This window comes from Nostoc sp. JL31 (genome assembly GCF_017114965.1).
Taxonomy (GTDB): Bacteria; Cyanobacteriota; Cyanobacteriia; order Cyanobacteriales; family Nostocaceae; genus Nostoc; species Nostoc punctiforme_A.
The window spans coordinates 1-25966 of record NZ_JABXKO010000029.1; the positions used below are offsets into that span (position 1 = coordinate 1).

Annotated in this window: 24 protein-coding genes and 1 tRNA gene; 16 read left to right on the forward strand and 9 right to left on the reverse strand. The window is 42.3% G+C overall.

What is annotated here, in order from left to right:
- Positions 1-619: 619 nt before the first annotated feature.
- The 6 genes from HWQ43_RS05040 to namA all read left to right on the forward strand — a co-directional run bounded on the left by HWQ43_RS05040 (position 620) and on the right by namA (position 5327).
- The gene (locus HWQ43_RS05040; protein WP_292730900.1) at positions 620-868 is read left to right on the forward strand and encodes a helix-turn-helix transcriptional regulator; all 249 of its coding nucleotides are present in this window, start codon (positions 620-622) and stop codon (positions 866-868) included.
- Positions 869-1143: 275 nt separating this feature from the next.
- On the forward strand, positions 1144-2325 hold the full coding sequence (locus tag HWQ43_RS05045) for a DUF5050 domain-containing protein (RefSeq protein ID WP_292730901.1): 1182 nt from the start codon (positions 1144-1146) through the stop codon (positions 2323-2325).
- A gap of 593 nt (positions 2326-2918) precedes the next feature.
- A complete protein-coding gene (locus HWQ43_RS05050; protein ID WP_366932784.1) occupies positions 2919-3152 on the forward strand; it encodes an FAD-dependent oxidoreductase in 234 nt (77 codons plus the stop codon).
- 136 nt (positions 3153-3288) lie between these two features.
- Positions 3289-3441 (forward strand): hypothetical protein, encoded by a 153-nt coding sequence (locus tag HWQ43_RS05055; RefSeq protein WP_292730902.1) that lies wholly within the window; start codon positions 3289-3291, stop codon positions 3439-3441.
- Positions 3442-3562: 121 nt separating this feature from the next.
- Positions 3563-3769, forward strand: a complete 207-nt coding sequence (locus HWQ43_RS05060; protein WP_292730903.1) for a hypothetical protein — start codon at positions 3563-3565, stop codon at positions 3767-3769.
- Positions 3770-4256: 487 nt separating this feature from the next.
- The gene (namA, locus tag HWQ43_RS05065) at positions 4257-5327 is read left to right on the forward strand and encodes an NADPH dehydrogenase NamA (RefSeq protein WP_292730904.1); all 1071 of its coding nucleotides are present in this window, start codon (positions 4257-4259) and stop codon (positions 5325-5327) included.
- Between the two features lie 276 nt (positions 5328-5603).
- Here namA and HWQ43_RS05070 read toward each other — a convergent pair whose 3' ends face one another.
- Positions 5604-7061, reverse strand: coding sequence for a DUF2252 family protein (locus tag HWQ43_RS05070; protein ID WP_292730905.1), 1458 nt, complete (start codon positions 7059-7061; stop codon positions 5604-5606).
- A gap of 101 nt (positions 7062-7162) precedes the next feature.
- Between HWQ43_RS05070 and HWQ43_RS05075 the strand changes: the two genes are divergently transcribed.
- On the forward strand, positions 7163-7843 hold the full coding sequence (locus tag HWQ43_RS05075; RefSeq protein WP_292730906.1) for a RibD family protein: 681 nt from the start codon (positions 7163-7165) through the stop codon (positions 7841-7843).
- A gap of 124 nt (positions 7844-7967) precedes the next feature.
- Here HWQ43_RS05075 and HWQ43_RS05080 read toward each other — a convergent pair whose 3' ends face one another.
- The 5 genes from HWQ43_RS05080 to HWQ43_RS05100 form a co-directional block, all read right to left on the reverse strand.
- Positions 7968-8318, reverse strand: a complete 351-nt coding sequence (locus HWQ43_RS05080) for a histidine triad nucleotide-binding protein (protein WP_094351513.1) — start codon at positions 8316-8318, stop codon at positions 7968-7970.
- A gap of 283 nt (positions 8319-8601) precedes the next feature.
- Positions 8602-8675: transfer RNA gene (locus HWQ43_RS05085), tRNA-Pro, on the reverse strand.
- 50 nt (positions 8676-8725) lie between these two features.
- Entirely contained in the window at positions 8726-9091 is a 366-nt protein-coding gene (locus HWQ43_RS05090; RefSeq protein ID WP_292730907.1) for a DUF1818 family protein, read from the reverse strand.
- Positions 9092-9156: 65 nt separating this feature from the next.
- The gene (locus tag HWQ43_RS05095; protein WP_292730908.1) at positions 9157-9696 is read right to left on the reverse strand and encodes a hypothetical protein; all 540 of its coding nucleotides are present in this window, start codon (positions 9694-9696) and stop codon (positions 9157-9159) included.
- 190 nt (positions 9697-9886) lie between these two features.
- On the reverse strand, positions 9887-10123 hold the full coding sequence (locus HWQ43_RS05100) for a DNA-directed RNA polymerase subunit omega (protein ID WP_094351515.1): 237 nt from the start codon (positions 10121-10123) through the stop codon (positions 9887-9889).
- Between the two features lie 150 nt (positions 10124-10273).
- Between HWQ43_RS05100 and HWQ43_RS05105 the strand changes: the two genes are divergently transcribed.
- Entirely contained in the window at positions 10274-10693 is a 420-nt protein-coding gene (locus tag HWQ43_RS05105; RefSeq protein ID WP_292730910.1) for a fasciclin domain-containing protein, read from the forward strand.
- 98 nt (positions 10694-10791) lie between these two features.
- Here HWQ43_RS05105 and HWQ43_RS05110 read toward each other — a convergent pair whose 3' ends face one another.
- A complete protein-coding gene (locus HWQ43_RS05110) occupies positions 10792-12258 on the reverse strand; it encodes a glycoside hydrolase family 13 protein (protein WP_292730912.1) in 1467 nt (488 codons plus the stop codon).
- A gap of 643 nt (positions 12259-12901) precedes the next feature.
- Here HWQ43_RS05110 and HWQ43_RS05115 point away from each other — a divergent pair.
- The 5 genes from HWQ43_RS05115 to HWQ43_RS05135 all read left to right on the forward strand — a co-directional run bounded on the left by HWQ43_RS05115 (position 12902) and on the right by HWQ43_RS05135 (position 18360).
- Positions 12902-14629, forward strand: coding sequence for a S8 family peptidase (locus HWQ43_RS05115; protein ID WP_292730914.1), 1728 nt, complete (start codon positions 12902-12904; stop codon positions 14627-14629).
- A gap of 114 nt (positions 14630-14743) precedes the next feature.
- On the forward strand, positions 14744-15043 hold the full coding sequence (locus HWQ43_RS05120) for a hypothetical protein (protein WP_292730916.1): 300 nt from the start codon (positions 14744-14746) through the stop codon (positions 15041-15043).
- A 235-nt stretch (positions 15044-15278) separates the two neighbouring features.
- Positions 15279-16568 carry a glucose-1-phosphate adenylyltransferase gene (locus tag HWQ43_RS05125; RefSeq protein ID WP_292730918.1) on the forward strand — a complete coding sequence of 430 codons (1290 nt, stop codon included), beginning with the start codon at positions 15279-15281 and terminating at the stop codon, positions 16566-16568.
- 40 nt (positions 16569-16608) lie between these two features.
- The gene (locus tag HWQ43_RS05130) at positions 16609-17226 is read left to right on the forward strand and encodes an AAA family ATPase (protein WP_292730919.1); all 618 of its coding nucleotides are present in this window, start codon (positions 16609-16611) and stop codon (positions 17224-17226) included.
- Positions 17227-17346: 120 nt separating this feature from the next.
- A complete protein-coding gene (locus tag HWQ43_RS05135) occupies positions 17347-18360 on the forward strand; it encodes a DnaJ C-terminal domain-containing protein (RefSeq protein WP_292730921.1) in 1014 nt (337 codons plus the stop codon).
- Positions 18361-18827: 467 nt separating this feature from the next.
- Here the strand turns inward: HWQ43_RS05135 and HWQ43_RS05140 are convergent, their stop codons facing one another.
- Together HWQ43_RS05140 and HWQ43_RS05145 are read right to left on the reverse strand one after the other, a co-directional pair.
- Entirely contained in the window at positions 18828-19364 is a 537-nt protein-coding gene (locus tag HWQ43_RS05140; protein ID WP_292730923.1) for a peroxiredoxin, read from the reverse strand.
- A gap of 157 nt (positions 19365-19521) precedes the next feature.
- A complete protein-coding gene (locus HWQ43_RS05145; protein ID WP_069068387.1) occupies positions 19522-20133 on the reverse strand; it encodes a peroxiredoxin in 612 nt (203 codons plus the stop codon).
- A 131-nt stretch (positions 20134-20264) separates the two neighbouring features.
- Here HWQ43_RS05145 and HWQ43_RS05150 point away from each other — a divergent pair, with 131 nt between their 5' ends.
- The 3 genes from HWQ43_RS05150 to HWQ43_RS05160 all read left to right on the forward strand — a co-directional run bounded on the left by HWQ43_RS05150 (position 20265) and on the right by HWQ43_RS05160 (position 25495).
- Positions 20265-22544, forward strand: a complete 2280-nt coding sequence (locus HWQ43_RS05150; RefSeq protein ID WP_292730926.1) for an amylo-alpha-1,6-glucosidase — start codon at positions 20265-20267, stop codon at positions 22542-22544.
- Positions 22545-23013: 469 nt separating this feature from the next.
- Positions 23014-24498, forward strand: coding sequence for a galactose oxidase-like domain-containing protein (locus tag HWQ43_RS05155; RefSeq protein ID WP_292730927.1), 1485 nt, complete (start codon positions 23014-23016; stop codon positions 24496-24498).
- Between the two features lie 61 nt (positions 24499-24559).
- The gene (locus tag HWQ43_RS05160; protein ID WP_292730929.1) at positions 24560-25495 is read left to right on the forward strand and encodes a hypothetical protein; all 936 of its coding nucleotides are present in this window, start codon (positions 24560-24562) and stop codon (positions 25493-25495) included.
- The last annotated feature ends 471 nt before the right edge of the window (positions 25496-25966 follow it).

A 25966-nucleotide genomic window follows, 5' to 3' on the forward strand; every position in this document is an offset into this window, starting at 1 on the left:
TTGGAGTAGTTATGCCCGGACTGGATACCGGAATTCGCTACTCAACGAATCGCACAAGTCCGCTCGCTTACCATCACTATCCGTGTCACCCCACCCCGGTTTTGTCTAAAGCTAAAACCGGGGTGGGGTGACGCGTATGTGGGACATGCATTTGAGCTTAAGTTGACATCAATGCGACAAGCCGTGTCCTTACGGATATACCTTACGTAAACGAGAACCGCTATATTTAATTTTTGTCGAACTTATGTATTAAATTTTGGAAAAAAAGTGTTCGTGTAAATTATTCGCGAACTAAAAATCTAGGCATCATAAATTATCCCAGTTATTTTGCAATATGAGTTTAATACTTCAAGTCTCAGAACATTTACGCAGCTTTTTATTTATCAGATATTGATTTTTAAATGTTTCTTGACAACAGGATGCTTATTTCATTGCGTAACTTATTTCTTGGAAGCCTCATTAGTAAATATTGTATCTACGGACGTGTAATTACTTGTTAGGAAATTCAAGAAAATATAAAAAATCTAGTATATTTTCGCCTATCAATTCAGCATTAACCGCAATAGGATGTAGCAAAAGACATATCACTCACCAGATTAACAGGTGCGTTCTGAGCTAAATGACCATTAAGAAACTTTTGCTAATCAAGCAACCGGAAGTTGGAAAGCTCATCCGTGAAGTTCGTGGCATAACTGGTCTTATCCAAGAACAGTTTGCAGGATTTTTAGGTATAACTTATTCGACGGTAAACCGTTGGGAGAAAGGATATGCCAAGGCTTCATCTCTAGCTATGCAAAAGATTGAGGGTATGTTAGAGGAGATGGGTAAACTGGGACAGAAAGTGTCGGTGAAGTATTTGTCGAATTAGAAAGCAGGCTGAGAGGCAAATTAATTGAAGTTACTTTCCCCAAATTAACAGGTTATCGCTACGACATAACCACAAACAATTCAATTTTAATTTTAGCGATGTTTGCAGACATGCATATTTTGCGGATTACTCAACCTTTGAGTTTGAGTTTACCGTAGCCAATATTTTCTTCAATTTTCAAGACAAGTTTAGCTTAAAAACGCGCAAAAACTCCTAAAAGTTTTTTCTTAATTGAGCGCCAATCTTTTCCAGCCAACCTTATCTAGGACTATACAATGTTTAATTACTCTACTCCCGCTTTAGCTACATATCTTAATATTTCTTCGCCAAGAGCAGCTTGCACTAACGGCAGCAAAGTTGCGGTCATCAATACTGAAGGTGTATGGGAAGTAGAAGGTAATGGTACGAAAAAACTAATCCCAAACTCTAATTACGATGCTCGTGACATTGTAGCAATTGACGGCAAAACTTATGTCTTAGCTGTTCCAACGGGGCTAGTAAAAATAAAAAATGACGGAACTAGGCAAAAAATAGTTAGCAACACTGCTAATTCAAAGACACGGGTAAAATTTTTGCAAGATTGGATTATTTACCAGTCTGCAAATACTTTATCAATTTATGACAAAAACCTCAACTTTAAAGCCAAACAGAGTTATGGCGTAACTGAGGTAATGGATTTTGAGTATAAAAACGGGTATCTCTACACTAGTGGCTACCAGCAACAAAAGAGGTTAGGTATTCCCGTCCAGATAGCTTTTCTTTACCGGATGGTTTTCGACGGAGCAAAAATATTTGCTTTGGCAAATTTAGCAGGAAATAACCAAGGCAAGCTTTGGGGCTACAATTCTGCCGATCTTGCTCACGACATGGCAGACACAAGACTTAACCGATTACATATTTTTGAAGACAAGCTTTATGTCCTTGGTTCAGTTTATGGAGGTAACTCAATCTACAGGTGGAATGGCAAAGACTTATTAACAAAGACTTTGATCACCACAGACAGCTATACCAATGCTGCACAAACCCGTGATGAAACAAAGGTATATATAGGAACTATTAACCTGACTAATTTTAGTGTCGAGCGTGGACAGCTAAGTGTTCCAAGAAGGCCTACAACTGCGGGGATGGGAGACGGCAGTAGCAATTTTCCTAAAACTATTTACTCAGATGGGAGTAAAATTTTCGTGGGTTCCTCTGCTGCTTATGCGATCGCTAATAGAGATAATCAAACCTTCATGGGTAAACCCATCTCGCCTTACCGTGGAGATGCGTCTCTTTTAGTTGTCTCTAAAAACCTAATGACTCGCCACGCTTGGGTAACACCGGGAAATGGTGAAGTATTGCTATTTACTGATAAGTTTGCAGTCATCAAAACAGATAATAAAATAAATGACTTGGCTACAAATGTAGGAACTGCCCAAAAATTACCAACAAATACTTATTTCGTTAAATTTTAATTGAGCAACGAGATTATCTACAATCTCATTGCTCAATTCTTTTGTGCAGAAAACTATAAGCCAATACAGTTCAGAATGAACAACAAAACCCAGATGTAGAGACGCGATTTATCGCGTCTGGAAAGACCAATTATCTACACCAATAACCTTTAAGCCAGGCTTATTGAACTATAAGCAAGATTAATTATTAGTTTTGTCCGCATATATTTTCCGCGAACAAGTTACTTTTTTATCCAAAGTATAATACGTACTTTACATAACTATAATATGCATAGCAAGCTTGTTAAGCTAAAAGTTTTGCCCTGTCTCATCTAACTCTTATTCGATGCATTACCTGTTATTTTAACCATTGAGGACAAGTGTAGTTCTTGTCCTTTACTTTTGTGAGAAAGTTTTCGCCACAGACTGCATTTTATTAAAGAGTAATATCTAGAAATTTTAATAGCCTCTTGTTTTTTTGCACAATCTATGTAAATCTCATAATTATATAATACGGTAATTTGATAGATTTATAGTACTTTAGCAGTAAATTAGGTAGGTTAGCCAATAAACTCAAAATTTAGTGCCAAGTAAAGTTTTTAGGAGATGTAATCGTGAGTACATATCAATCTGAGCCAGGCAATAGTTCGACTTCGCAACTGAATTTAGAGACTGATCTTCTAGTCATAGGTGGTGGCCCATCAGCAACTTGGGCAGCTTGGAATGCTGCTGCTGCTCAAGGGGTAAGAGTGGTACTTGTAGATAAAGGCTACTGCGGTACGAGTGGAGCAACAGCACTTTCTGGTACTGGTTGGCGTCCTAATCGTCGCGCTACAACAAGCTCATGATTATATGCGCTTGATGCACAAAAAGATCACTAGAGCAGGCGTGAAAATACTTAAGCATATTCCAGCCTTAGAACTGCTGGTAGACACAGAAGGTTTAGTAGCAGGTTGATTCCTGCTCCTGGATTTGCATTTAATTTTGAGTAGAGAAATTGGTGATGATGATGCTCATACCATCGCCTTTTTTCAACAGATTATCGCCCTTACAGGAAGCGATCCCAGCGACTATATCTGTAATGAAAAGTTACTTAACGATGCACAAGTTAGAGATTTTATTAACAAGCAGTATTAAGGGCGAATACTACCTGTATTTTAAAGATAGCGAAAGAATGAAGAATGACAAATTTGTTACTTCGTCTTTCCTAAATTAGGAGTTACTAAACTTAAAATTGAACATTCGTGGAGGTCAAATCATGTTTTCTGGAAAAATTGAAAAAGAATTATTTGATGGAGAAATTTGGTCAATTTGGCAAACAACTAAATTACCAGATCATCTACAGTTATTAGTGGATCAAGAACTAGGAAAACGCGATATCTGGGAATTGCAGTCTCAAAAGCCTGACAATCAGCCTATTTATCCAAATCTTTATGATGACTCTAGTCATTCAACAAATATTTAACGAAAGAGGCAGTTCTTGCGTAGGGCAGGATAGCGTAGCGGTAGCGAGTCCGCGTTCGCATAGCGTCTCGCAGAGAGCGTCGGCTAGAGTAATACTATCCTACTCAAGAACTACCGTGGTAAATTACGGTCTGAAAGGGCTGGGTTTAAGTCCCCTATCAAAATCTTTTCTTATTCCCACTCTTAAGCAAACTGGCTATGCAGTAAGACTATTATTATTAGTTACTTTGGGCGTAAGATGGCACTCCGTTGCTTAATTTTAACTATGCTAAATTGAGTTCTGTGTGACTGGTAGAGGGATAAACGGGTTTAAGTCTCCCAGCAAATTCAAAATTTGGTGGGAGACTATAAAGTAAAGTGGTGGGTCTAAATTATCCACTGATTGCATTCTGAATTTTGACTTCTCTATTTAATTAATGCAAAATCGAATTCATCCTGTAAATCCCTCCCTAATTTATTTTACTTAGCAAGAGAAGGAATCAATATTAATGGCACATCTATTTGAACCATTCAAGATTCGTGAAGTTGTTTTTCGCAACCGCATCGCCGTTTCACCGATGTGTCAATATTCCAGTACAAATGGATATGCTAATGATTGGCACGTTATTCATCTAGCTTCTCGCGCAGTTGGCGGTGCAGGTATAGTGTTCACAGAAGCAGCAGCTGTAGAGCCGCGTGGACGCATTAGCCCGCAAGATTTGGGAATTTGGTCAGATTCACACATCGAAACTTTAGCCAAAACTGTGGCATTAATTCATAACTTTGGCGCTGTCGCAGGTATTCAACTTGCTCATGCAGGTAGAAAGGCCAGCACTGCCAAACCGAGTAAAGGAGGGAAAACACTAGATGAATCTCAGGAAGGTTGGCGTCCCTTAGTTTCGAGTAGTGCGATCGCTTTTAGCAAAGATAGCCCAGTTCCAGAAGCTCTCAGCCTTGAGGGAATTCAAGAAATTATTGACGCCTTTGCTCAAGCTGCCAAACGTTCTCTCCAAGCTGGTTTCAAGGTAGTGGAAATCCATGCTGCCCACGGTTATTTACTGCACCAATTTCTCTCCCCCCTCTCTAACAATCGTCAAGATGATTATGGTGGCAGCTTTGAAAACCGGACTCGTCTGCTCAGAGAAGTAGTTCAAGCAGTCCGAGAGGTTTGGCCTCAGACACATCCACTGTGGGTACGCATCTCCGCCACTGATTGGGTAGATAATGATGGCTGGGACATTGAGCAAAGTATTGCTTTAAGCGACAAACTCAAGTCTTTAGGAGTCGATCTGATCGACACTTCATCAGGCGGTATCATACCGGGCGTTCATATCCCAATTAAACCTGGTTATCAGACTCAGTTTGCCGAACGCATCCGCCGCGAAGCTAGTATTCCTACAGGAGCCGTGGGCTTAATTACATCCCCTGAACAAGCTGACGAGATTATTCGTACAGAAGTCGCTGATATAGTCCTGTTAGGACGTGAACTACTCCGCAATCCTTACTGGTCGCATCTGGCAGCCAAACAACTGGGACACGATAAACTCTGGCCTGTTCAATACGATCGCGCTTGGCTGTAAGCTTTCCTCGTTCCCATGCTCTGATATTGGTGACAACTAAAAGCGATGTCTACGACAATATACACCTGCACCAAGGTGTGAAGATAAGTTCAAAGTGCTTCAGTGTCGGGATTTGGTTGATATTTAACAATGCCCAAATCCCGAATTAAAAAAAGTATGAGTACGAAAAAAACCGAAACCTAGACTAGGTACGATATACATAGAAGGTGAATTCATTAGAGCAATTATTTGATGTTGGTGTAGATTAAAACAATCTCTGAATACTGAATCAATGTTCTAGTAGAGTTTTACCCCTTGTTTATAAGCATCTACAAAACTCGTGTAGTCATATTCAACTTGAGTTGCATAGTCCACTGCAAAGTTAAAAATTTCGTCTTTGAATACAGCTTTATTACCACTCACAATATCAGTCACTTCTTTGTCAACACTGACAGGAATAATCGCAGCATCATAGTCTCGATCGGAGATTGCATGGTTTTTGGCAACCACCTTCCCTGCGTACCCCATCGCATCCATGAATTTTGACTTGCTGGTTAACAACTTATAGTCAAAGTCCACTTGGTAGGGTGATTTTTCACGTACCATAAAGGGGATGCTACTGACAGTAGTATAGCCAACCAAGGGATCGAGATTGGATAACATCGCTTTCGTAGTGATTGTCACCCTTGCCCCTTCTTGCTTCCCGTAGACTGAACTCGGCAACAGACCTGGAACTGCTATCGCAACTGCGCTACTACCTTCCTGCTTCATCTCTAAAATGCGATCGTCATCGGTTGCTGAACTTGGCCCGTCAATCAGCAAGTAATATCGGTACTTCCCAAGACTACCAACACCTGAACCTAATTTAAGCCGAATGTCCTTGAGGATATAGTAACTGTCGTTGTAGCGCTTACTGATAGGAATTGAGGCGATATAGCTGCTCATAGCCCCGGCAATGTCAGAATAGGTGCTGCTGGATACAGGCTGGAGTTTTGAGGTTGTCTTGAAGAGGCGATTGTTACTGTTATTTAGCACTGTATACTTTTTTAAAAACTTAGAACGGCTCTTCTCTGATGCCTTTTGAATTAAATCTTTGACCACACCGTTCGTATTGCTGGATTCTAAACGGTATGACAGTTCATCATTGCTTCCCTTAAAGTCATTCATCTTATTGAAGTAAGCATCTAAGAAATTTCGCACAATATCCTCAGCATCAGTTGAGTTAAGACCATTCTTTTTAGCTACTAACAGAATGGAGACTGCCATCCGTCGCAAGTCCCAAACGTAAGGGCCAAGATAGCCTTCATCAAAGTCGGTGGTGTCAAAAACGTTGTTGTCTTTGCTATCTCTTATCGCTCCAAGATTTTGCAGATGCATATCTCCTTCTAACCAGACGGCTGAGGTTGAAGAGTTTACAAATCCTGAACTTGGTAAGGTCTGGATATCACGATAAAAAATGTGAGCCGTCCCCCGATAAAAGGTGAAAAAGCCATCTTTAGCTGTCATCTTTTGCATCTTCGTTGCCAGTTCTTGAGGCAATTGAGAAGCAAAGGGATGATTATATTGGTAAATTTCATTCACTACCCAAGTTGAACGGGGAGTTGCAGCTTGAACTGGAGATGCAAACCCCAAAATTAAAATTAAGACAAATACGACAATTGCAGATATGTGTTTAGGCATGATAGTTTCTGAGGCGTAAAAAACTCTTGTGTAGAGAGAATCATTCAACAACAGTTTTTTACCACCTTGAGCCATAGTTCACAAAGTAATTTAAAGCACAACGCAACAACTATTCACTCTCAAGTATTGAGGGGATTCAAAAAGGTAAAATTATAAAGAATCGTTACAATATAATCATGTCAGCTATCCAAACAACTGTGGTGCTTGCGATGACGGCCGATGGAAAAATTAGTGCCGTAGATCCGAAAGCGCCCCGTGAACCCGATGTAGTCGATCTAGCACACTTGGAATATCAAGCCTCCCTTGCCGATCTATTGCTGGTAGGGGCAGGGACAATTCGGGCTGAGGGGGGAGCCTTTACAATTCGCGATCGCGAATTGTTAGCAGCGCGTGAGGTTCGGGGTCAGTCTCCCCAACCGATTACTTGCGTTGTTTCAGGTTCCCTTGACCTATCGCCGGACTTGCCTTTTTTGAGTCAGGACATTGAACGATGGATATTTACCACACGGGCTGCTTTACAGCGCAGTTCTGATACAACAACCTTGCAAAAACGGGCTGAATTAATTGATTTGGGAGATACAGACCTGGACTGGGATCGGGCCTACACCTTGATGGCAGAGCGGGGTATTCGCAAAATCGTTGCTTTGGGAGGTGGCTCTTTAACAGCTGCTCTAGTTCAGGCAGGGCGAATTGACGATTGGTGGTTGACCATTTGGCCAATCATTTTTGGAGGAAAGCACGCCGCTAGCCCAGTGGAGGGAGAGGGTTTTCTTCCCAATGCTGCTCCTCATCTCCAACTCATAGAAACTCGTCAGGTTGGAAGTGAGTTGTTTTTACACTACCGCACGGTCAAGTGAAAACGCGCTGCCATAATTAAGTACTATGAGCTTTGATATTAAAAAGTCGGGGAGCAGGGGTACTTTCGCCCACAATTCCACTCAGTTTGTACCTTTTACCCTACCCCTTGCCTCCTACCTCTCATCAACCAGGGGGCCAATCCAACTGCCGTCCTCCCAAAATATGCAAATGTAAGTGATGAACTGTTTGACCGCCGTCATCACCAGCATTGATGACGACTCGATAACCATTTTTTAGTCCAGCTTCTTCTGCAACACGTTTAGCAGTTAACAAAAGATGCCCCAGCACAGCATGATCTTCAGATTCAGCTTCAGCTAGTGTCGCAATGGTTTTTTTAGGAATGACGAGGATGTGAACGGGCGCTTGGGGATGGATGTCTTTGAATGCTAGGGCTAAATTATCCTCGTAAACAATATCAGCGGGAATTTCCCGACGAATGATTTTGCTGAAAATCGTTTCTGTACTTTCACTCATGCCAATCTACCTACTAATCTGCTAGAGATTTTATATTAAGTCCGCCAATTACTTATCATTGAGAAAATTTGATTGTGCGGGTAATACCATTTTGGATTTTAGATTTTAGATTTTGGATTGTGAAACATCCATTGGATAAGTGTTTCAGTTTTCCATCTGTCGCAATCATTTTTCAAATTGGTATAACATCCCTATTTACTGTTCGGTTCGGTTTTTTCAGGTAAAACCTATGAAAAAACCTGCTAATCTTTTAAAAAGACTAGCAGGTATGGCTTATCATCAATCGGAGCGGCGGGATTCGAACCCACGACCTCCACTACCCCAAAGTGGCGCGCTACCAAGCTGCGCTACGCCCCGGTCAGAATTCCTATCATATAGCAAAACTATAGGATAATCAAGAGGCAATTTTAAAAAACCTGAAGCATCCCACTAGCTTGCAGTAAATCTGGAACCGCAGAAGCATTCCATTTACCTTCTACACATCGCCCTGTACTCAAGATGAAGCGCAGACTGTAATCATGAGGATAGCCTTCTACTTCCATCCATAATAAATCGCTTTCGGCTTCACAAGTAATTTTTTCCTCTTCCATCAATTCAGTTGCGAGTTGCTTCATGGTGTCTGCTAGCTGTGCTAGTAGTCGACAAAAATCATTTAACTCGGCTTCGGTTAACTCAATTGCCCAATCATCTGTACCAACTAAACCTTTAAACTCAGGTGTATCGGGATTCCAGCCAATACGCCAACCCGATCCGGTTTTGACAACGCGTTCCATAGTTTACTTTTTTAAACGCAGAGGTACGCAGAGTTGTAACGCAGAGGGGCGCAAAGGAAAATTTATCATTTTAGTAGTTCGGCACCTCCTCGTTGCGGTGGCTGTGGGGTAGTTGATGTAGTGGGACTGGGTGCGGTGTTGGGGTTAGGGGGTACGGTGTTTTGGGAAGTAGGATTAAATATATTGACTAAGACTTGTACTAGGGCATCTCGCTGGCTGCGGGTGAGGCTCTTGATGGCTTTGCGATCGCCTTCTATCGGATTTTTCTGTAGTGCATCATTTCCTGGATAGGTAGTATCATACATAATTTCATTTGCACCCAGGTAATCAGCTAAAGTCAGCTTCCAATCTAAGCGATAAATCGGGGCCCGCCCTTTGGTATAAATGTGATATCTAATTAGGCGATTTGCTAAAGTGTTGTTTTCGGCAACTTTCCCATTTTCTTTGCTGATATATTTATTTTCCCGTGGAAAATCTGGCAATTGCTGATAGACTAGCTGCCAAACATCGCTAGGCGTGATTCTCTGGGCAGAAGCAGGTTGGATACTAAATAAATTTCTATGTATTGATTTATCCGCTCCTGAACCTAAAACAATTACACTCACTAGTATTAAGGTAAGCAGTAGTGGTGTTAGCGGGAGCGGGGCGTTTCGCTTGTACTGAGTTGTGAGTTTTGAGAAAATTGATTTAAACAGAAATTTTGTCTTTTTCATAGAACAATATTTTGGGCGTTGCTGAGTGAAAATATGAATTTGTCTTATTCAGAATTCAGAACTCCCACTCAGCACTCAATCTTTATAGTTCGCCGATAATTTCTGGTTGAGTCAATTCATCGGACATTTCGATAATTGCCCTTAGCACCGGCTTCATCATCGCATCTTCGTTACTTTCAAAGTCTTCGTAACGCCGACGTTTAGCACGATTTGCTACCTGAACCGTAATGCGGTATCGATTTGAGGCTGCACTAATCAGATCCTCAGCACGGTGCATAATCTGAGATTGAGTTGTCTCGAACTTAGAGCGCTTTAGCATAATCAGTGGTTCTTGGGGTCATTCTCCAGTGTAACAGTACTAAATCAGTCTACTGCTGTCTGTTAAATCGCCAGCAACCTCTCTATTGATAGAGGCTAAGATATTTTAGTCACTTTATAAGTAACTTGTAGTATTAAATAACGCACCCTCATGGCTGACCTTGTGGAAACTGCGATCGCAGCGGGTAATTTCAATACCCTAATAAAGGCTGCTAAAGCTGTAAATTTCATAGAAACTTTGAAAAGCCCTGGTTCTTTCACGCTCTTTGCACCAACTGACGAAGCTTTTGCTAATCTGCCAGAGGGAACTTTAGACTCGCTACTACAAGATATCCCCAAGCTCCAGAAAATTGTGGCATATCATATCGCTAGTGGGGATGTTAGGTCTGATGATTTGGTACAGATTAATGAGGCAGAGACGCTTGAAGGTTCAATTGTAGCTATTGAATCTGCCGACGGTAAATTTAAGGTAAATAACGCCAATGTCATCAAAACAGATATTCTGGCAGACAATGGCGTGATCCATATCATTGATGCGGTGTTGATGCCTGCAATGGTGGCGGGGAAATAATGTATTGGGGCATTGGGCATTGGGCATTGGGCATTGGGCATTGATTATTCTCCTTGTCCCCCCTCAGTCCCCAGTCCCCAATCACCAATCCCCAGTCCCTAGCCCCCAGTCCCCAGGATGCACCCACTCCGTTCGGGAATAGTCAATGACAACTGCTGAGTTTCTCCTTCACTATTCCACTCAACTTCAGCAGTGCCATATAAAAGCTTGTTGGGTTGAGTATGCAAACTGGCGACATCTGCATGCGCTGTTGCCGAACTTGTGCCGGCGTTGATGGCAATTATCAATTCCTCTGTCCCCAAAGTTCGCGCAAAAATATAAAGTTGCCCTTGAGCAAAGAGAACTTCGTAATCACCTGTACGCAAGGCTGGGTAAGTATGGCGGAGGGCAATTAACTGGCGGTGAGTATTGAAAATTTCTTGATTCCACTTAGTCTCTAGAGGAAAACCACGACGTGAGTCTGGGTCTATTCCTCCAGGTAAGCCAACTTCGTCACCATAGTATATGCTGGCAGCACCGGGAAAGGTGAGCAACAGTAGAGTTGACAATTCTATACTGGCTATATCGCCGCCTGCAATGGTCATCAATCGGGCTGTATCGTGACTTGCAAGCAAATTGAGTTGAGTTAGCTGAATCTCCCAAGGGTAAAGTTGCAGTACTTCTTGGATTTTGGTGGCGTACTCGGCAGCAAATAAAGGTGGGTAGGGTTGATAGTCGCGGCTTTGGACTTGTTCTAAGACTACGCGATCGCCTGCTGCAAAGGCAATTGTTGGCCCGGCAAATAGATAATTCATCACGCCGTCAAATTGCGTCCCATCTAGCCACTCGCGGGAATCTCCCCACACTTCGCCCACAATGTAAGCTTCGGGATTGACTGCCTTAACGCGATCGCGAAATTCCTGCCAAAAACCAGGAGTTTTTATTTCAAATGGTACATCCAATCGCCACCCATCGATGCCGAATTTAATCCAATATTCGGCAATTTCCATAATGTATTCTCGTACTTCTGGATTATCGTGGTTAAATTCTGGTAAGGCGCGATTCCCAGCCCAACCCGCGTAGTTGGCAGGAAATTCCCCATTATATGGTGAAAGGGGCCAGCCTTCTATTTTGAACCAATTTACCCAAGGTGAATGGGGGCCATTTTCTAAAACGTCGTGGAAAAAGAAAAAGCCCCGGCTGGAATGGTTAAACACCCCATCCAGAACGACTTTGATATTCCGTTGATGGGCTGCATCGAGTAATTCCTTAAAAGCTTCGTTGCCCCCTAACATCGGGTCAACTTGATAATAATCGTGGGTATGATAGCGATGATTACTGGCGGATTGAAAAATGGGCGTGAAGTAAATCGCGTTAATCCCTAAATTCTGGATGTAGTCTAAATCCTCCATAATGCCCCATAAATCTCCGCCTTTATAGCCCTGGAGGGTTGGCATAGAATCCCAATCTTCCCAACGGGCTTCCTGCAATAACCGTTTGCGCGGCTGTTTGCTCCTGGCAAAACGATCTGGGAAGATTTGGTAGAAAACAGCGTGCTTCACCCAGTCTGGTGTTTGAATTTGCATGAATAACTTTTTGTATGTTTAGAAGCGATCGTTGCAAATATTCGCTTCTTTATGGCTCTTACTTATGATAGAGAATCTGTCATTTCTCAGTATTCATTAGTGATTTAGCCTTTTTCATCCTGTTTCATACGCAAATGTTATCAGTCTTAACTATTTTGAGTACAATTTGTTTTAGTTTTTAACAATTCAACTAGATAGACTCGTCATTGATTGCATTCTGACTCCTGAATTCTTATTTAATCAATTTATTTATTACTTAATTATTCTTAATTTTATTTTCCTCGCTTTGTCCGAAATGATTTAGGCAGACAATGGATTAGTTTAATAGCTTTAGAAAAATTACCTGTTACCTCAGATTTCGGTAATTTTTAGATGCAAGCAATCAAAGATGTCTCAGGAAGTACAGAAAATCACGATGAGGGATACGTAATTCAAGAATATGAGTTATTAATTAGCTATTATCTTAGGAAGAACTTACCATTTCCTAAGCTTATTTGATGTTATCTAGGAAAAAAATAGATAACTATAGTCGCATCAAATAATCAAGGCCAAAAAACTACATAGACTGCATTAATGTGAGAGCGACTTATCCTGCTAGAATCACTACTTTGTTGACGGCGACTCAATTTAATTTAAGGTAAAAATGAGACACGAAAAACTTTCTCCGGGACTACTTTTGGCATATCAAGACTATCAAAATGAAGGAGATCAAGCTTTAGTTACACACAAGCGATCGCTTGGCATCATTGCCCACAAAAGCCCGGTCAAGCCCACTAAAAGCGTCGTTTTTATCTACTGCGACCATGATGCAGACTTAAGTTATCTATCACAATATAATATTGAAGTCAATCAAAACTCGGGGAGTGTGCGGACAGCATTCTTACCGATAGATAGTTTAGATGTCTTATCTGAAGAAGATGTGATTCAGCGAATTAAGCCATCACGCAAACTTCATTTGAGGATGGACACTGCAATGGGAGCAGTCAAACTACCGGAATTTAAGAATCAAACCGGATTGACTGGTAAAGGAGTAATTATCGGCATTATAGACAGTGGCATCGATCCGAAACACCCCGCCTTTGCTGGACGAATTTTACACATTTGGGATCAAACACTGCCAGGACCAGGAGTCACAGAGGGCAGCTATGGGGCGGAATTTAGCGGAGCGCAACTGACAGTTTCTCAGGATACTGGCGGTCATGGTACTCACGTCGCTGGCATTGCAGCTGGTGCTGATGCTAGTTATGGCGGTGTCGCACCAGAAGCAGAATTAGTTGTCGTCAGGTCAGATTTACAGGATGCCCACATTGCTGATGGTGTGCGTTATATTTTCCGAGTTGCTAGGGAGTTGGGACGCCCAGCAGTGGTAAATCTCAGCTTGGGCGGACACGCTGATGCCCATGATGGTAGCGACTCCCTATCCAAAGTTATTGATGCCGAAACTGGCCCTGGAAGAATTGTTTGCTGTGCTGCGGGTAACGAAGGAAACGATAACATTCATGGACAAGCGACCATACCCAGTGGACGCACTCGTGGTATGCGCTTTAATGTTCCTTTGAATCAAGTAGGCATCGTTTGGTTAAACGCTTGGTATGCCAAAGATAGCGAATTGGAAGTATCTGTGCGGAGTCCTAACGGTTTCGTCACTCCCTTTCAAAAAATCATTACTGATGGTAATGCCGCCCAAGATTATCAATTACCAGATGCACGGGTACAATTAGCGACACCAGCGCCAGACCAAGCCAACGGCGACCATAATTTCTTTGTGCAAATACGCGGTATCGGACCCTCGCAAGTCATGGGAGGTGTTTGGCAACTGCGAGTCCGCAACACTTCTTCAACTGACACATGTTTAAATGTGTGGACATTAGATGATAGTTCATCAGTGTTTTTTACAGGTAAAAGTGTTAAGGATGCCTTGAAAATTGGTTCGCCGGGAGCCGCCAGCAGTGCAATTACAGTTGCTGCCTATACTACTAAAACCAAATACACCGATATTGATGGCCAAGTGCGAGAAATGGGCTTAGAATTGGATACTATTTCAGAATTCAGTAGTGAAGGGCCTCTACGCACTGATGGACAGAAGCCCGATGTAGCAGCACCAGGAGCGATGATTATTTCCACGCTTTCCGCCGATGCAAGTTTTGACCGCTCATCGATGATTAATTCCAAGTTTGTGGTTCAGGCTGGTACGAGTATGGCGACACCGTTTGTAAGTGGGTTAGTAGCACTACTATTGCAGCGAGATCCTCAACTCGATCCGGCTGCTGTGAAAGACTTGCTACGTAAAAATAGTGCAATTCCTGGAAAACCCGCAGGCACATTTGATGACAAATGGGGTTATGGAGTGATTAACGCAGCTAATCTGTAATTAGACTGAGAAAGGTGGATATTATTTCTCTACAAGGGTAGGCAATAATAACCTATAAATTTGATAGGTTAGGTTAGGCAGAAATTGTCTACCCTCTTTACCAAGGAATTGCTGATGAATTATCAAAAGCTAGATGCTGCCCTTGCTACAGCGCTAAATGATGTTCAAAACTTAGAGGAACCCAGTTTGGCGGTTTTTATACATACCGAATCAGTTTTAGACTCGGCTGCAACTGCTGTTTTAGAAAGTTTTGGTGTCAGTGGTGTTAGCAGTGGCAAAGATATTTTCACAGCAACACTTTCACCAAATGCCATTTCCCAGTTGTCAGAGGAACCTTGGGTAAAATATTTGAAGCGATCGCAGCAATTGCGTTTGGTAAATCAAAGGAAAAGTTTAGGTAGCTTCATTGCTTGACAGAATGCGATCTTCCAAAAACAATTCTCTGTGAATTTTTCGGGTATAGCGATCGCCCCAATTCTTCATCCCAATTAATACAAATGTTCTATATTTCTACTGATAAGCCACAGCATCCATACACTACCAGCATTCTGTAAAATTCATCCCAAAGAATCAGACGATCCCCCTTACCTGTGGTGGCAGACAGTCCTAAACTGAAGATGAGAGTTGAAAGGCAGTCGGGAGAAATTTTGTGAAAAAAGTATTATCAATCATTCTTGGTGGTGGCGCGGGTACTCGACTTTACCCACTAACCAAACTACGCGCTAAACCAGCAGTACCAGTAGCCGGGAAGTATCGCCTAATCGATATCCCTGTTAGTAACTGCATAAATTCCGAAATATTCAAAATCTACGTCCTGACACAATTCAACTCAGCTTCTCTGAATCGCCATATTGCACGTACTTACAACTTTACTGGCTTCAACGAAGGGTTTGTGGAAGTGCTAGCGGCACAACAAACGCCAGAAAACCCTAACTGGTTCCAAGGTACAGCCGATGCTGTACGTCAGTATCTATGGTTAATGGAAGAATGGGATGTAGAAGAATATCTAATTCTCTCAGGCGATCACCTCTACCGCATGGATTATCGCCACTTTATCCAGCGCCATAGGGAAACGGGGGCTGATATTACTCTCTCAGTCATCCCCATCGATGAGCGCCGCGCCTCAGATTTTGGTTTGATGAAAATCGATGACTCCGGTAGGGTAATTGATTTTAGCGAAAAACCTAAAGGCGAAGCGTTAACCCAAATGCAAGTTGATACAAGTGTACTGGGATTATCAAAAGAACAAGCCCAGCAACAGCCTTACATCGCCTCAATGGGGATTTATGTCTTTAAAAAAGATGTTTTGTTCAAGTTGTTGAGAGAAGGTATAGAAAGGACTGATTTCGGTAAAGAAATTATTCCAGATGCCTCTAAAGATTACAACGTTCAAGCTTACCTTTTTGATGATTACTGGGAAGATATTGGAACAATTGAGGCCTTTTATCATGCAAATCTAGCCCTGACTCAGCAGCCCCAACCACCTTTTAGCTTCTACGATGAAAAAGCACCAATTTATACCCGCGCTCGGTACTTACCTCCGAGTAAACTATTAGATTGTCAGGTAACAGAATCAATTATCGGTGAAGGTTGCATTTTGAAAAATTGCCGCATTCAACATTCAGTTTTAGGAGTGCGATCGCGAATTGAATCTGGTTGTGTCATCGAAGAGTCCCTACTCATGGGTGCAGATTTTTACCAAGCTTCTGTAGAACGCCAATGCAACGTAGAAAAAGGTGATATCCCTGTAGGTATTGGTACTGACTCGATTATTCGCGGTGCCATTATCGATAAAAACGCTAGTATCGGTCACGATGTCAAAATTATCAATAAAGATAACGTGCAAGAAGCTGACCGAGAAAGTCAAGGTTTCTACATCCGTAGTGGCATCGTTGTCGTGATGAAAAATGCTGTAATTCCTGATGGAACGATCATTTAATAGTGCTGAGTTGTGAGTGCTGAGTTATGAGTTATGAGTTATGAATAAAACTTCTAATCACTCTTCACTCCTAACTTCTTACTCAGCACGGGCTGAACGCCCCGCTACCGCTAACAGCACTCAGCACGGGCTGAACGCCCCGCTACCGCTAACAGCACTCATTTTGCTGATTGGTCTTCCAGGAAGCGGGAAGTCAACTTTGGCAAAACAATTACTGACAGAATCCCCCCAAATGGCGCTAATTTCTACAGATGCCATTCGGGGGCAATTGTTCGGTTCCCAAGCCGTTCAAGGGTCGTGGCTACTGATTTGGCGCGAAATTGAGCGGCAATTTCAGCAAGCTATTTCCACAACTAATACAGCTATTTTTGATGCCACCAATGCCCAGCGCCGCCATCGTCGTGAAGTCATTGCTTTAGCCCGTAACTTGGGCTTTATCGACATTAGAGGAATTTGGGTGGATACACCAGTTTGGCTGTGTTTGGCACGGAATAAAAAGCGATCGCGCCAAGTTCCAGAAGAAATTATTTTGCGGATGCACCGTCAACTCCGGGATGCTCCCCCAAGCCGAGAAGAAGGATTAGACAGCCTAAGCCGCTTATCAGAAAAATCGGAGTACGGGAATTGCGATTCCTTGGTGAGCGAGAACCACACTTGATTTTCTATATTTTTTGTTAATTTAAAATCATATTCTTTTTGTTTGGCACTATACCAGGCAAACTAAACATCTCTCATCTTCAAAACAAACATAACGGGAATTTCTATAGGAGGCTGGTAGATGGCTGCAACCGACTTCAAGGACTATTACGCTATTTTGGGAGTCAGTAAGACTGCCAGTTCAGAGGAAATTAAACAAGCCTTTCGTAAACTAGCCCGCAAATACCATCCTGATGTCAACCCAAACAACAAACAGGCAGAGGCACGCTTCAAAGAAGTTAGCGAAGCCTACGAAGTTGTATCAGACCCAGATAAACGCAAAAAATACGACCAATTCGGTCAATATTGGAGACAAGCTGGTGAAGGTTTCCCATCTGGCGGCGCTGGCCCAGATATGGGTAACTTTGACTTCAGTCAATACGGCAATTTTGATGAGTTCATTAATGAGTTGCTAGGACGCTTTGGTGCTCCTCCCCCTCATGGTGCGGGGCGCCAAAGTCACGCACGAAGTCACTCTTTCCGCAATTCTCCAGGTACCTCAACTAATTTTAGCAACAGCTTTAACGATTTTGGGTTTCAAGATGGAGGTGCGCGTAGTACCCAGGATAGTGAAGCTGCGATCGCTCTAACTTTTGCTGAAGCATTTAATGGTGTGAAAAAGCGCTTCAGTTTAGGTAATGAAACAATAGATGTCAACATCCCATCTGGGGCTAAAACTGGTACTCGTCTACGGGTGCGGGGCAAAGGTCAGATCAACCCCATGACTCAACAACGGGGAGATTTATACTTAAAAGTCGAACTTCAGCCACATACGTTCTTCCAAATGGAAGGCGATAACTTGGTATGCGAAGTGCCAATCACACCAGATGAAGCTACTCTGGGAGCGTCTATTGATGTACCCACTCCCGATGGTTCAGTGAATGTCAAACTACCAGCAGGAGTGCGTTCTGGTCAATCTCTACGTTTACGCGGCAAAGGTTGGCCCCTCCCCAAAGGTGGACGCGGCGACCAGTTAGTGAAAGTGGCGATCGTGCCACCAAAAGACCTCAGCCAACAAGAGCGGGAATATTATGAAAAAATCCGGGCTATACGTACTTATAATCCCCGTAGTCATTTGAACCAATTCAGGCTTTAACAACCAAAAAGAGAATCCCCATAATTAAAATCTCGTCATTACCCACATTTTGGTAAAAGTCAAAGTATTATGCTAAACCACATCCTATCTAGAACTTAAGTTCTGCGTCTTGGAGCTACTGTTCACTCAAGTGGACTTGAATCATGTTCGGGTGAATGTTTAACCAAACTTGAGATAAATTGTTGTTTAGTCCAGTTAAGTATCTAGGCATAAATAAATTTAAAGTTTGTAGTAAGGACTTTAGTCCTGATAATCCTTGCTCTGAGCGATAAATCGCTCACTAGAAACTAGGAGTTTATTTATTTAATTATGTCTAACCTACTTAAGAGAACTTGAACTATTAGCCTTGGAATACAATTCCAAGGCACAATAGTAACGAAGCTAAAGATAAAAAAGATGTGGGTAACGAGAAATAATCAGAATTAAGGGATTTTTGTTGCGATCGCTAAAAAGTTGAATATTTATAGTCAATTGAATTGTTCTAACAATGTCTCAACACTAGCATTGTGATCCAAAAAAGAAAATAAATGCCAATAGCGCAGTTTTCCTTCTTTATCTAATACAAACTGTGCTGGTAAAGGCGCTCCCAGTGCTTGTCCTGCTTGATATGTACGAAATACTCGACAACTAGGATCGCTCAATAGTGGCATTTTTAAGCCTAAATCTTTGACAACTATTTGACTCTGCCTTTCATCGGTACTAGTAATCATTAAAACTTCTATACCGCGATTTTTAAATTGTTCATAATTTTCATTCAAAGCTTTGATATGAGGAAAACAAAAAGGGCAATATTGCTTTTCGGTAAAAATACGAGTCAAGGCGAGTAACACTGGTTGTTTGCCTTTATAATTAGACAATCTTACTAAAGTTCCGTTGGTAATATCTGGCAATTGAAAGTCTGGTGTTCCCACTCCCAATCTGAGTTGATTGCTAGCTGGAACTGGTAAAAAATTACGGAAGAATCTTTCATTTAATAAGCCACTAAAGTCAGTTGAAGTCAGCATATTTTTAACCTTGATTATTTAAATACTATTTTATAAAAAACCACAGATATTTACGGAGGTTAACATTGTTTAATGTGTCTCTCTGTTTATCTGTGGTTTTCATTGATTTTGCTTTCAACTCCAAAAAGCTGGATTAGAGTTTTTTGGCTAGCGAAATTTAGACAGCAGAGAAGTAGACTTTAGACTTCACTGGGTCAGGATTCATTGTTTTGTCACCAGGTTGCCAACCAGCGGGGCAAACTTCATCGGGGTGAGACTGAACATACTGAATTGCTTGTAATGTCCGCAGCGTTTCATCAACACTACGACCAAAAGCTAGATTGTTAATGGTGGCGTGCTGTATGATACCATCTTTATCGATGATGAACAGACCACGCAAGGCAATGCCTGCTGCTGGGTCAAGAACGTTGTAAGCGGCGCTAATTTCTTTCTTGATGTCGGAGACTAGAGGATAATTCAGGTCGCCGACGCCACCAGATTTACGATCTGTTTGAATCCAAGCGAGGTGAGAGAATTCACTATCAACGGAAGCCCCAAGGACTTCAGTATTGATTTTCTTGAATTCTTCGTAGCGATCGCTAAATGCTGTGATTTCAGTAGGACAAACAAAGGTAAAGTCTAATGGGTAGAAAAACAGGACGACATACTTACCGCGATAATCGGAAAGTTTGATTGTCTTAAATTCCTGATCTACCACAGCCGTTGCTGTGAAATCGGGAGCTTGTTGACCAACGCGGAGGCTTCCTTCGGTTCCGTAAGTAAGGGACATTAACCTAATTCTCCTTTATCGGTTTAGTAGCGTTGGAATTTGGGTCAAATAAAATTTACCCATCCACGCTCTCACAGTTTAATTACGATCTGTTACGACTATATCATACTCATAACGATTTTGAGTAGCAAATGCCTGATTTAGATACAAGAGAATGGTTGCTTACCAATGGCTTAGGAAGTTTTGCCAGTGGTACAGTTTCTGATGTCCGTACACGTACTTATCATGGTTGGCTGTTTGCCGCGACAAAACCACCTTCTGAAAGGACTCTGCTGTTTTCGCACCTAGAAGCTAGCTTGGAAATATTAGGGAGCGTTGTGGCACTGGGGACAAATGTTTGGGGTAACGGTCAGATTGAGCGAACAGGCTACGAACAGCTACGCCGTTTTGATATTAACCCAGTTCCTAAATGGACTTGGGGTCAAGATAACTGGCAATTAACCAGGCAATTGGTGATGCCCTATGGTTTGGTGGGGATTGAGGATTGGGGATTAGGGATTGGGGACAAGGGGACAAGGAGACAAGGTGGCAGGGGAGCAGGGGAGCAGGGGAGCAGGGGAGAATTTGCAGAAAGTTTTTCCCCTCTGCCCCTCTGCCCGTCCGCCCCTCTGCCTCTTATACCCAATGCCCAATTTTGCCATCGAATTTTAATCCAGTATCGCTACGAGGGAACTGAAACAGCGATTTTACGGTTGCGACTGTTGATAGCAGAACGTGACTTTCACCACCAGCAGACAGCTCAAAAATTACAGTTTTCACAATTGCTAGGGGAACAACAAGTCTGTTTACAAGCAATCAATTCTGGGCGCTTCGGCATACCTTGGCACTTGCGCTGGACACAAGGAAATTATCAACCAGATGCAGTTTGGTATTGGGATTATAGATTGTCTGAGGAGACAAAACGGGGATTAGGTGACAAGGAAGACCTCCACAGTCCTGGTTACTTGATAGTCACACTTCAACCAGGAGATACGGTGACTTTAGAAGCACGAGTTGGTTTTCCTGACTCAGTGCCTGGTGTTCTCACCGTCAAAACCTTCGCAGAAGCTGTGGAGGCAGAGCAAGAAAGGCTCTCACAGATTTTTGGATGGAGAGAGGGAGGCAGAGGAGCAGAGGAGCAGAGGGGCAGGGGAGCAGGGGAGCAGGGGAGCAGAGGGGCAGGGGAGCAGAGGGGCAGGGGAGCAGGGGAGCAGGGGAATAACTACAAATATCCAATGCCCAATGCCCCATGCCCAATTCCCAATGTCCAATTCCCGATCTGGCAACAACTACTTAAAGCAAGCGATCAGTTTATCGTCTATCGAGCCTCAATTGCAGGCCCCACGGTCATTGCTGGTTATCACTGGTTTAATGACTGGGGACGCGATACATTAATCGCTTTACCGGGGTTGGCACTAGTTACACAGCGCTTTGAGCTAGCAAAAGGAGTATTGCGAACTTTTGGGCATTATTGTCGCCACGGTTTGATTGCGAATGCATTTCCCGATCTCAATGGCGAACCAATTTATAACAGTATTGATGCGGCATTGTGGTGGATTGAAACTTTAGGACTTTATTTAGAAGCTACCCAAGACTGGGATTTTTTGGCAGAGCAATTCCCTGTAGTACAGCAAATCTATAAAGCTTTTGTCGGTGGTACACGTTTCAATATCCAGGTCGATGCTACCGATGGGCTAGTTAGTTGGGATGCTCGTGGTGTAGCTCTCACCTGGATGGATGTGGTAATTGGGGCACAACCCGTCACACCCCGTTACGGGAAGCCAGTGGAAATCAATGCGCTGTGGTATTCTACTTTATGTTGGCTGAGTCAGTGGGCAGAGCGCTTGAGCCAAATGGAGTATGGCTCACCAGTGCGTCTCACTAAGCAAGCACAGCGTTATGCTAACCAAGCACAACACGTGAAAACCTCACTGCAAAAATTCTGGAATCCTCAGTTAGGTTATCTGTACGATACTATTGAGCCGGACGATCGCCGGAATTTTCAAATACGTCCGAATGCCGTTTTGGCGCTGTCGCTACACCATTGTGGGTTTTCCGAACAGCAAGGGTGTCAGATATTAGATTTGGCAACTACCAGCTTGCTCACACCTTATGGTCTTCGCAGTCTCGATCCAGGAGATCCCGAATACAAAGGTAAATATGAGGGCAATCAACAGCAACGCGATCGCGCTTATCATCAAGGCACTGTTTGGACTTGGCTAATTGGGCCATATATTCGGGCTTGGCAACGTTTTTATCCACAACAACCACTGCCTTTTAATTGGCAACCCTTGCTAGATCACTTTTTCTTTGACGCTTGTCTTGGTTCTATTTCTGAGATTTTTGATGGCGATTCACCTCACACACCCAGAGGAGCGATCGCTCAAGCTTGGTCAGTTGCCGAAGTAATCCGCCACATTAAGCCACATTAAATAGTTGTAGGCATACAGATGGTCTTGGATAATTATTCTTGATTAATATCTGTTCACAAATTAATTTTGCTAGTTTTAACCTAGAAAGCCCTTACTATACAAGCATTTTATTAATTTAGATGATTATCCAAAAGGGAATAGAGATTTTCGATGATTTTCACAAATTGAGGCCGCAAAATCAAAAATTTTGATTTTCTTCTATGAGAAAATATGCTATGAGAAAACTTCATGAACGAGATGTAGTATTATTGATATCAGCAATGTATTTAAGGCTTAATTAGATACTTTACAGGATGGATGATTGACAGCACAATTACTATTGATAAAACTGATTTTACATTTCCTTATTATGAAACACATCATATCTTAACGCTAAATAAGCCTAAAGAAGTATAGATATAAATGGAGAAATAAATTAATAAAATAAAGTGCAAAACATCAAGTTCACGTAGAAAGAATTGTAAATAAAGTGACTCAGCCTAATAACAAGACCAACCTTCAAGAGGAAACAGATTTAGGGACTTTCATAGCTCTAGCTACTACTACAGATAAATGGCAAATATTGTCGTACAATGCTCCAATCCTACCTATACATGCCGCTGTACTTCGTACTGGTAAGGTATTCTTTTTCTGTGGCTCAGGTAACGATCCCAATCGGTTAAATACTCCTTATGACAGTGTGGTCTGGGATGTAAAAAAGGGAACCTTTTCGCGTCAAGCGCCTCCATTGGATAGTAACAATCAACCTATGGATCTTTTTTGCGCTGGTCACTCCTTCCGCCCTGATGGTCAGTTGCTGGTTGCAGGTGGAACTTTGCGCTATGACCCATTTTATGGTTCACCCTATGCTCTGATGTTTGATCCCATTGCTGAGAAATGGGTCAAGATACTATCAATGAATAATGGTCGCTGGTATCCTACTGTGTTAACACTAGGCAGCGGTCGAGTCTTAGCAGTGTCTGGGCCGGATAAAGATGGCAAGCTCAATAGACAACCAGAAATTTATTCTGCTTTCTTTCCAAATGGTTGGAACGCTTTTCCAACAACTAGTGCCTTACCAGCATACGCACATTTGTTTTTACTAAGTAGTGGAAAAATTTTTTATTCAGGTGCGCAGATGGGTGGCACTGGAGTGACACCAAGGATATTAACTCTGCCAGAGAAATTTACACAATCCATTACAGAAACAGTCGTGACAGGGCTACAAGACATAGCTTTTGGCGATCAAGCTGCCAGTCTCCTTTTACCACCTGCACAAGATCAAAAGGTGATGATTATCGGTGGGGGTAGTGGTAAGACAGCAACAAAGAGGGTAAATATTGTCGATTTAAAAGCTAGTAATCCAACTTACGTAGCAGCAAAGCCTTTAAACTATGCCCGGATGCATCACAGCGCAGTTTTATTGCCCGATCGCACAGTGTTTGTTTGCAATGGTAGCAAAATGAATGAGGACACAACACAATCAATGCTGCCAGCAGAAATCTACAATCCAGCTACAAATACCTGGACAGTAGTAGCTAAACAAAATGTCCCCCGCGTATATCACTCGGTGGCCTTGCTGCTACCAGATGGTAGGGTCGTCACAGCTGGGGGGAACCCTCAACGCAGGGTCAATGAACTGCGATTAGAAATCTACAGTCCTGCATATATGTCGCGATCGCGACCAGTTATTCAGAGCGCTCCTCAAACTGTTACCTACGGGCAGCAATTTACGATTCAGACACCCCAAGCTGCGAATATTAAATGGGTGAGTCTGATTAGACCAATGGCAACTACCCATTCTTGCGATACAGAACAAAGGTTAGTGGATGCACCCATTATTTCTAGAAATGCTACTTCTCTTAAGGTCACGGTCATAAACAATCGAAACATCGCACCTCCAGGCTGGTACATGCTTTTTATTAGTGACAAAAATGGAACACCTTCAGTAGCAACCTGGACGCAAATATATTAGCCTGATCTGTTTACGTTCACACTGCTACCTAATAAAAGTCATTCATTCTAAGAAGGAAAATATGAATTACAAGGTATCACGTCGACGGTTTGGACAGTTGGCACTTGCTGGAACTGTAGTATCTGGACTTAGTTATCTAACCAAGAAAGCCTTGGCAGAAACACCAAGTTTAAATATTGTAGGTATAGGTTCTAGCCCGCTCGTTAATATTGACCAAACGGCTATTACAGAGGTAAACACCACTGAATTAGTAGAGAACACTGCCTTAAACAGTGTAAGTACAGATATTAAGCCTGTAGGACTAGTTTTGCAATCCTTAATGACAGGAAAGGCTCAGGTACTTACGGATAAAAGTACACCTCTATTAGAGCCTAATGAGATATTGAGTGGTTTTACCTCTTTAAGCGATGGCACACTTGTTGTAGCCATTACTCCGGTTGCGCTTAGTCGGAGACAGCCGACACCTACTCGCATTACATTTTTGGGTCCGCCTGTAAAAACTTTGACAGTCTCAGGACTTAAACAAAATCAACAGCTTGGGAGCTTGCTAGGTACTAATGATGGGCGACTCATTGGACTAGTAGGAAAGAAGAACGGTACACCACCGATCAGATTGGTAGATATTAACCTTCAAACAGGAGAGATAAGTTTTATTAGTAAGATTAAATTCCTGGAAGATGAGCGGGTCAGCAATCTAGCTGAGTGCCCAGATGGAATACTTTATACCTCTATAGTTGGTGCGTATGGTGATACAACTCTGGTGCGGCTAAATTCAAATCAAAAAAAGCCCATCAGACTAGGACAATTGAAAGTTAATGGTCAAGCATGGAATAATGGCTTACAAAGCTTAGTTTGCTCTGCAACAGGTCAACTACTCGCCTTTGGAGCTATGAGATATGAGACACCTAATGCTGTGTATATTGTTGATAAGGACAGTGGAAATATGACTCGGCTGCAAGACTTTGATACTACTCAGATTACGCGTACTCGTACTTAGAAGGAATTGATGTCTGGTTTTGGGGGAAAGGGAAAAGGTTAAAGGGGAAATAAAAACCTTATATATCGACCCTTCCACTCCTTTTACCCTTAACCGAGCAGTATTGGGTACAGCCTATTATTAAGAATATTTTTGACCTAAAATTAAAAGGATACAGAGCAACTAAATTTATTTATGAGGATCAAAAATTATTGAATTTTGAATTTTGAATTCGGAGCGTACCCCTCCGAGGAAGCAAGCTACGCGTAGTGTCTCGTAGAGAAGCGACGTGACTTATTTTCTAATTAGTTACGCTTAGAAATTCTGATTAATACAGAACAGCAGTAACTTAAACAAATTTATAATAATTTTGATAGATAGCTTATATCAGGAAAGGTTTTCTAAGTTCAAAACTTACTCATTAGATTCTCCTTTGGAGTACAGCGATCGCCTTTTCGACAGCTAAGAATCTAATGAGAGAGCGTGTTAGCA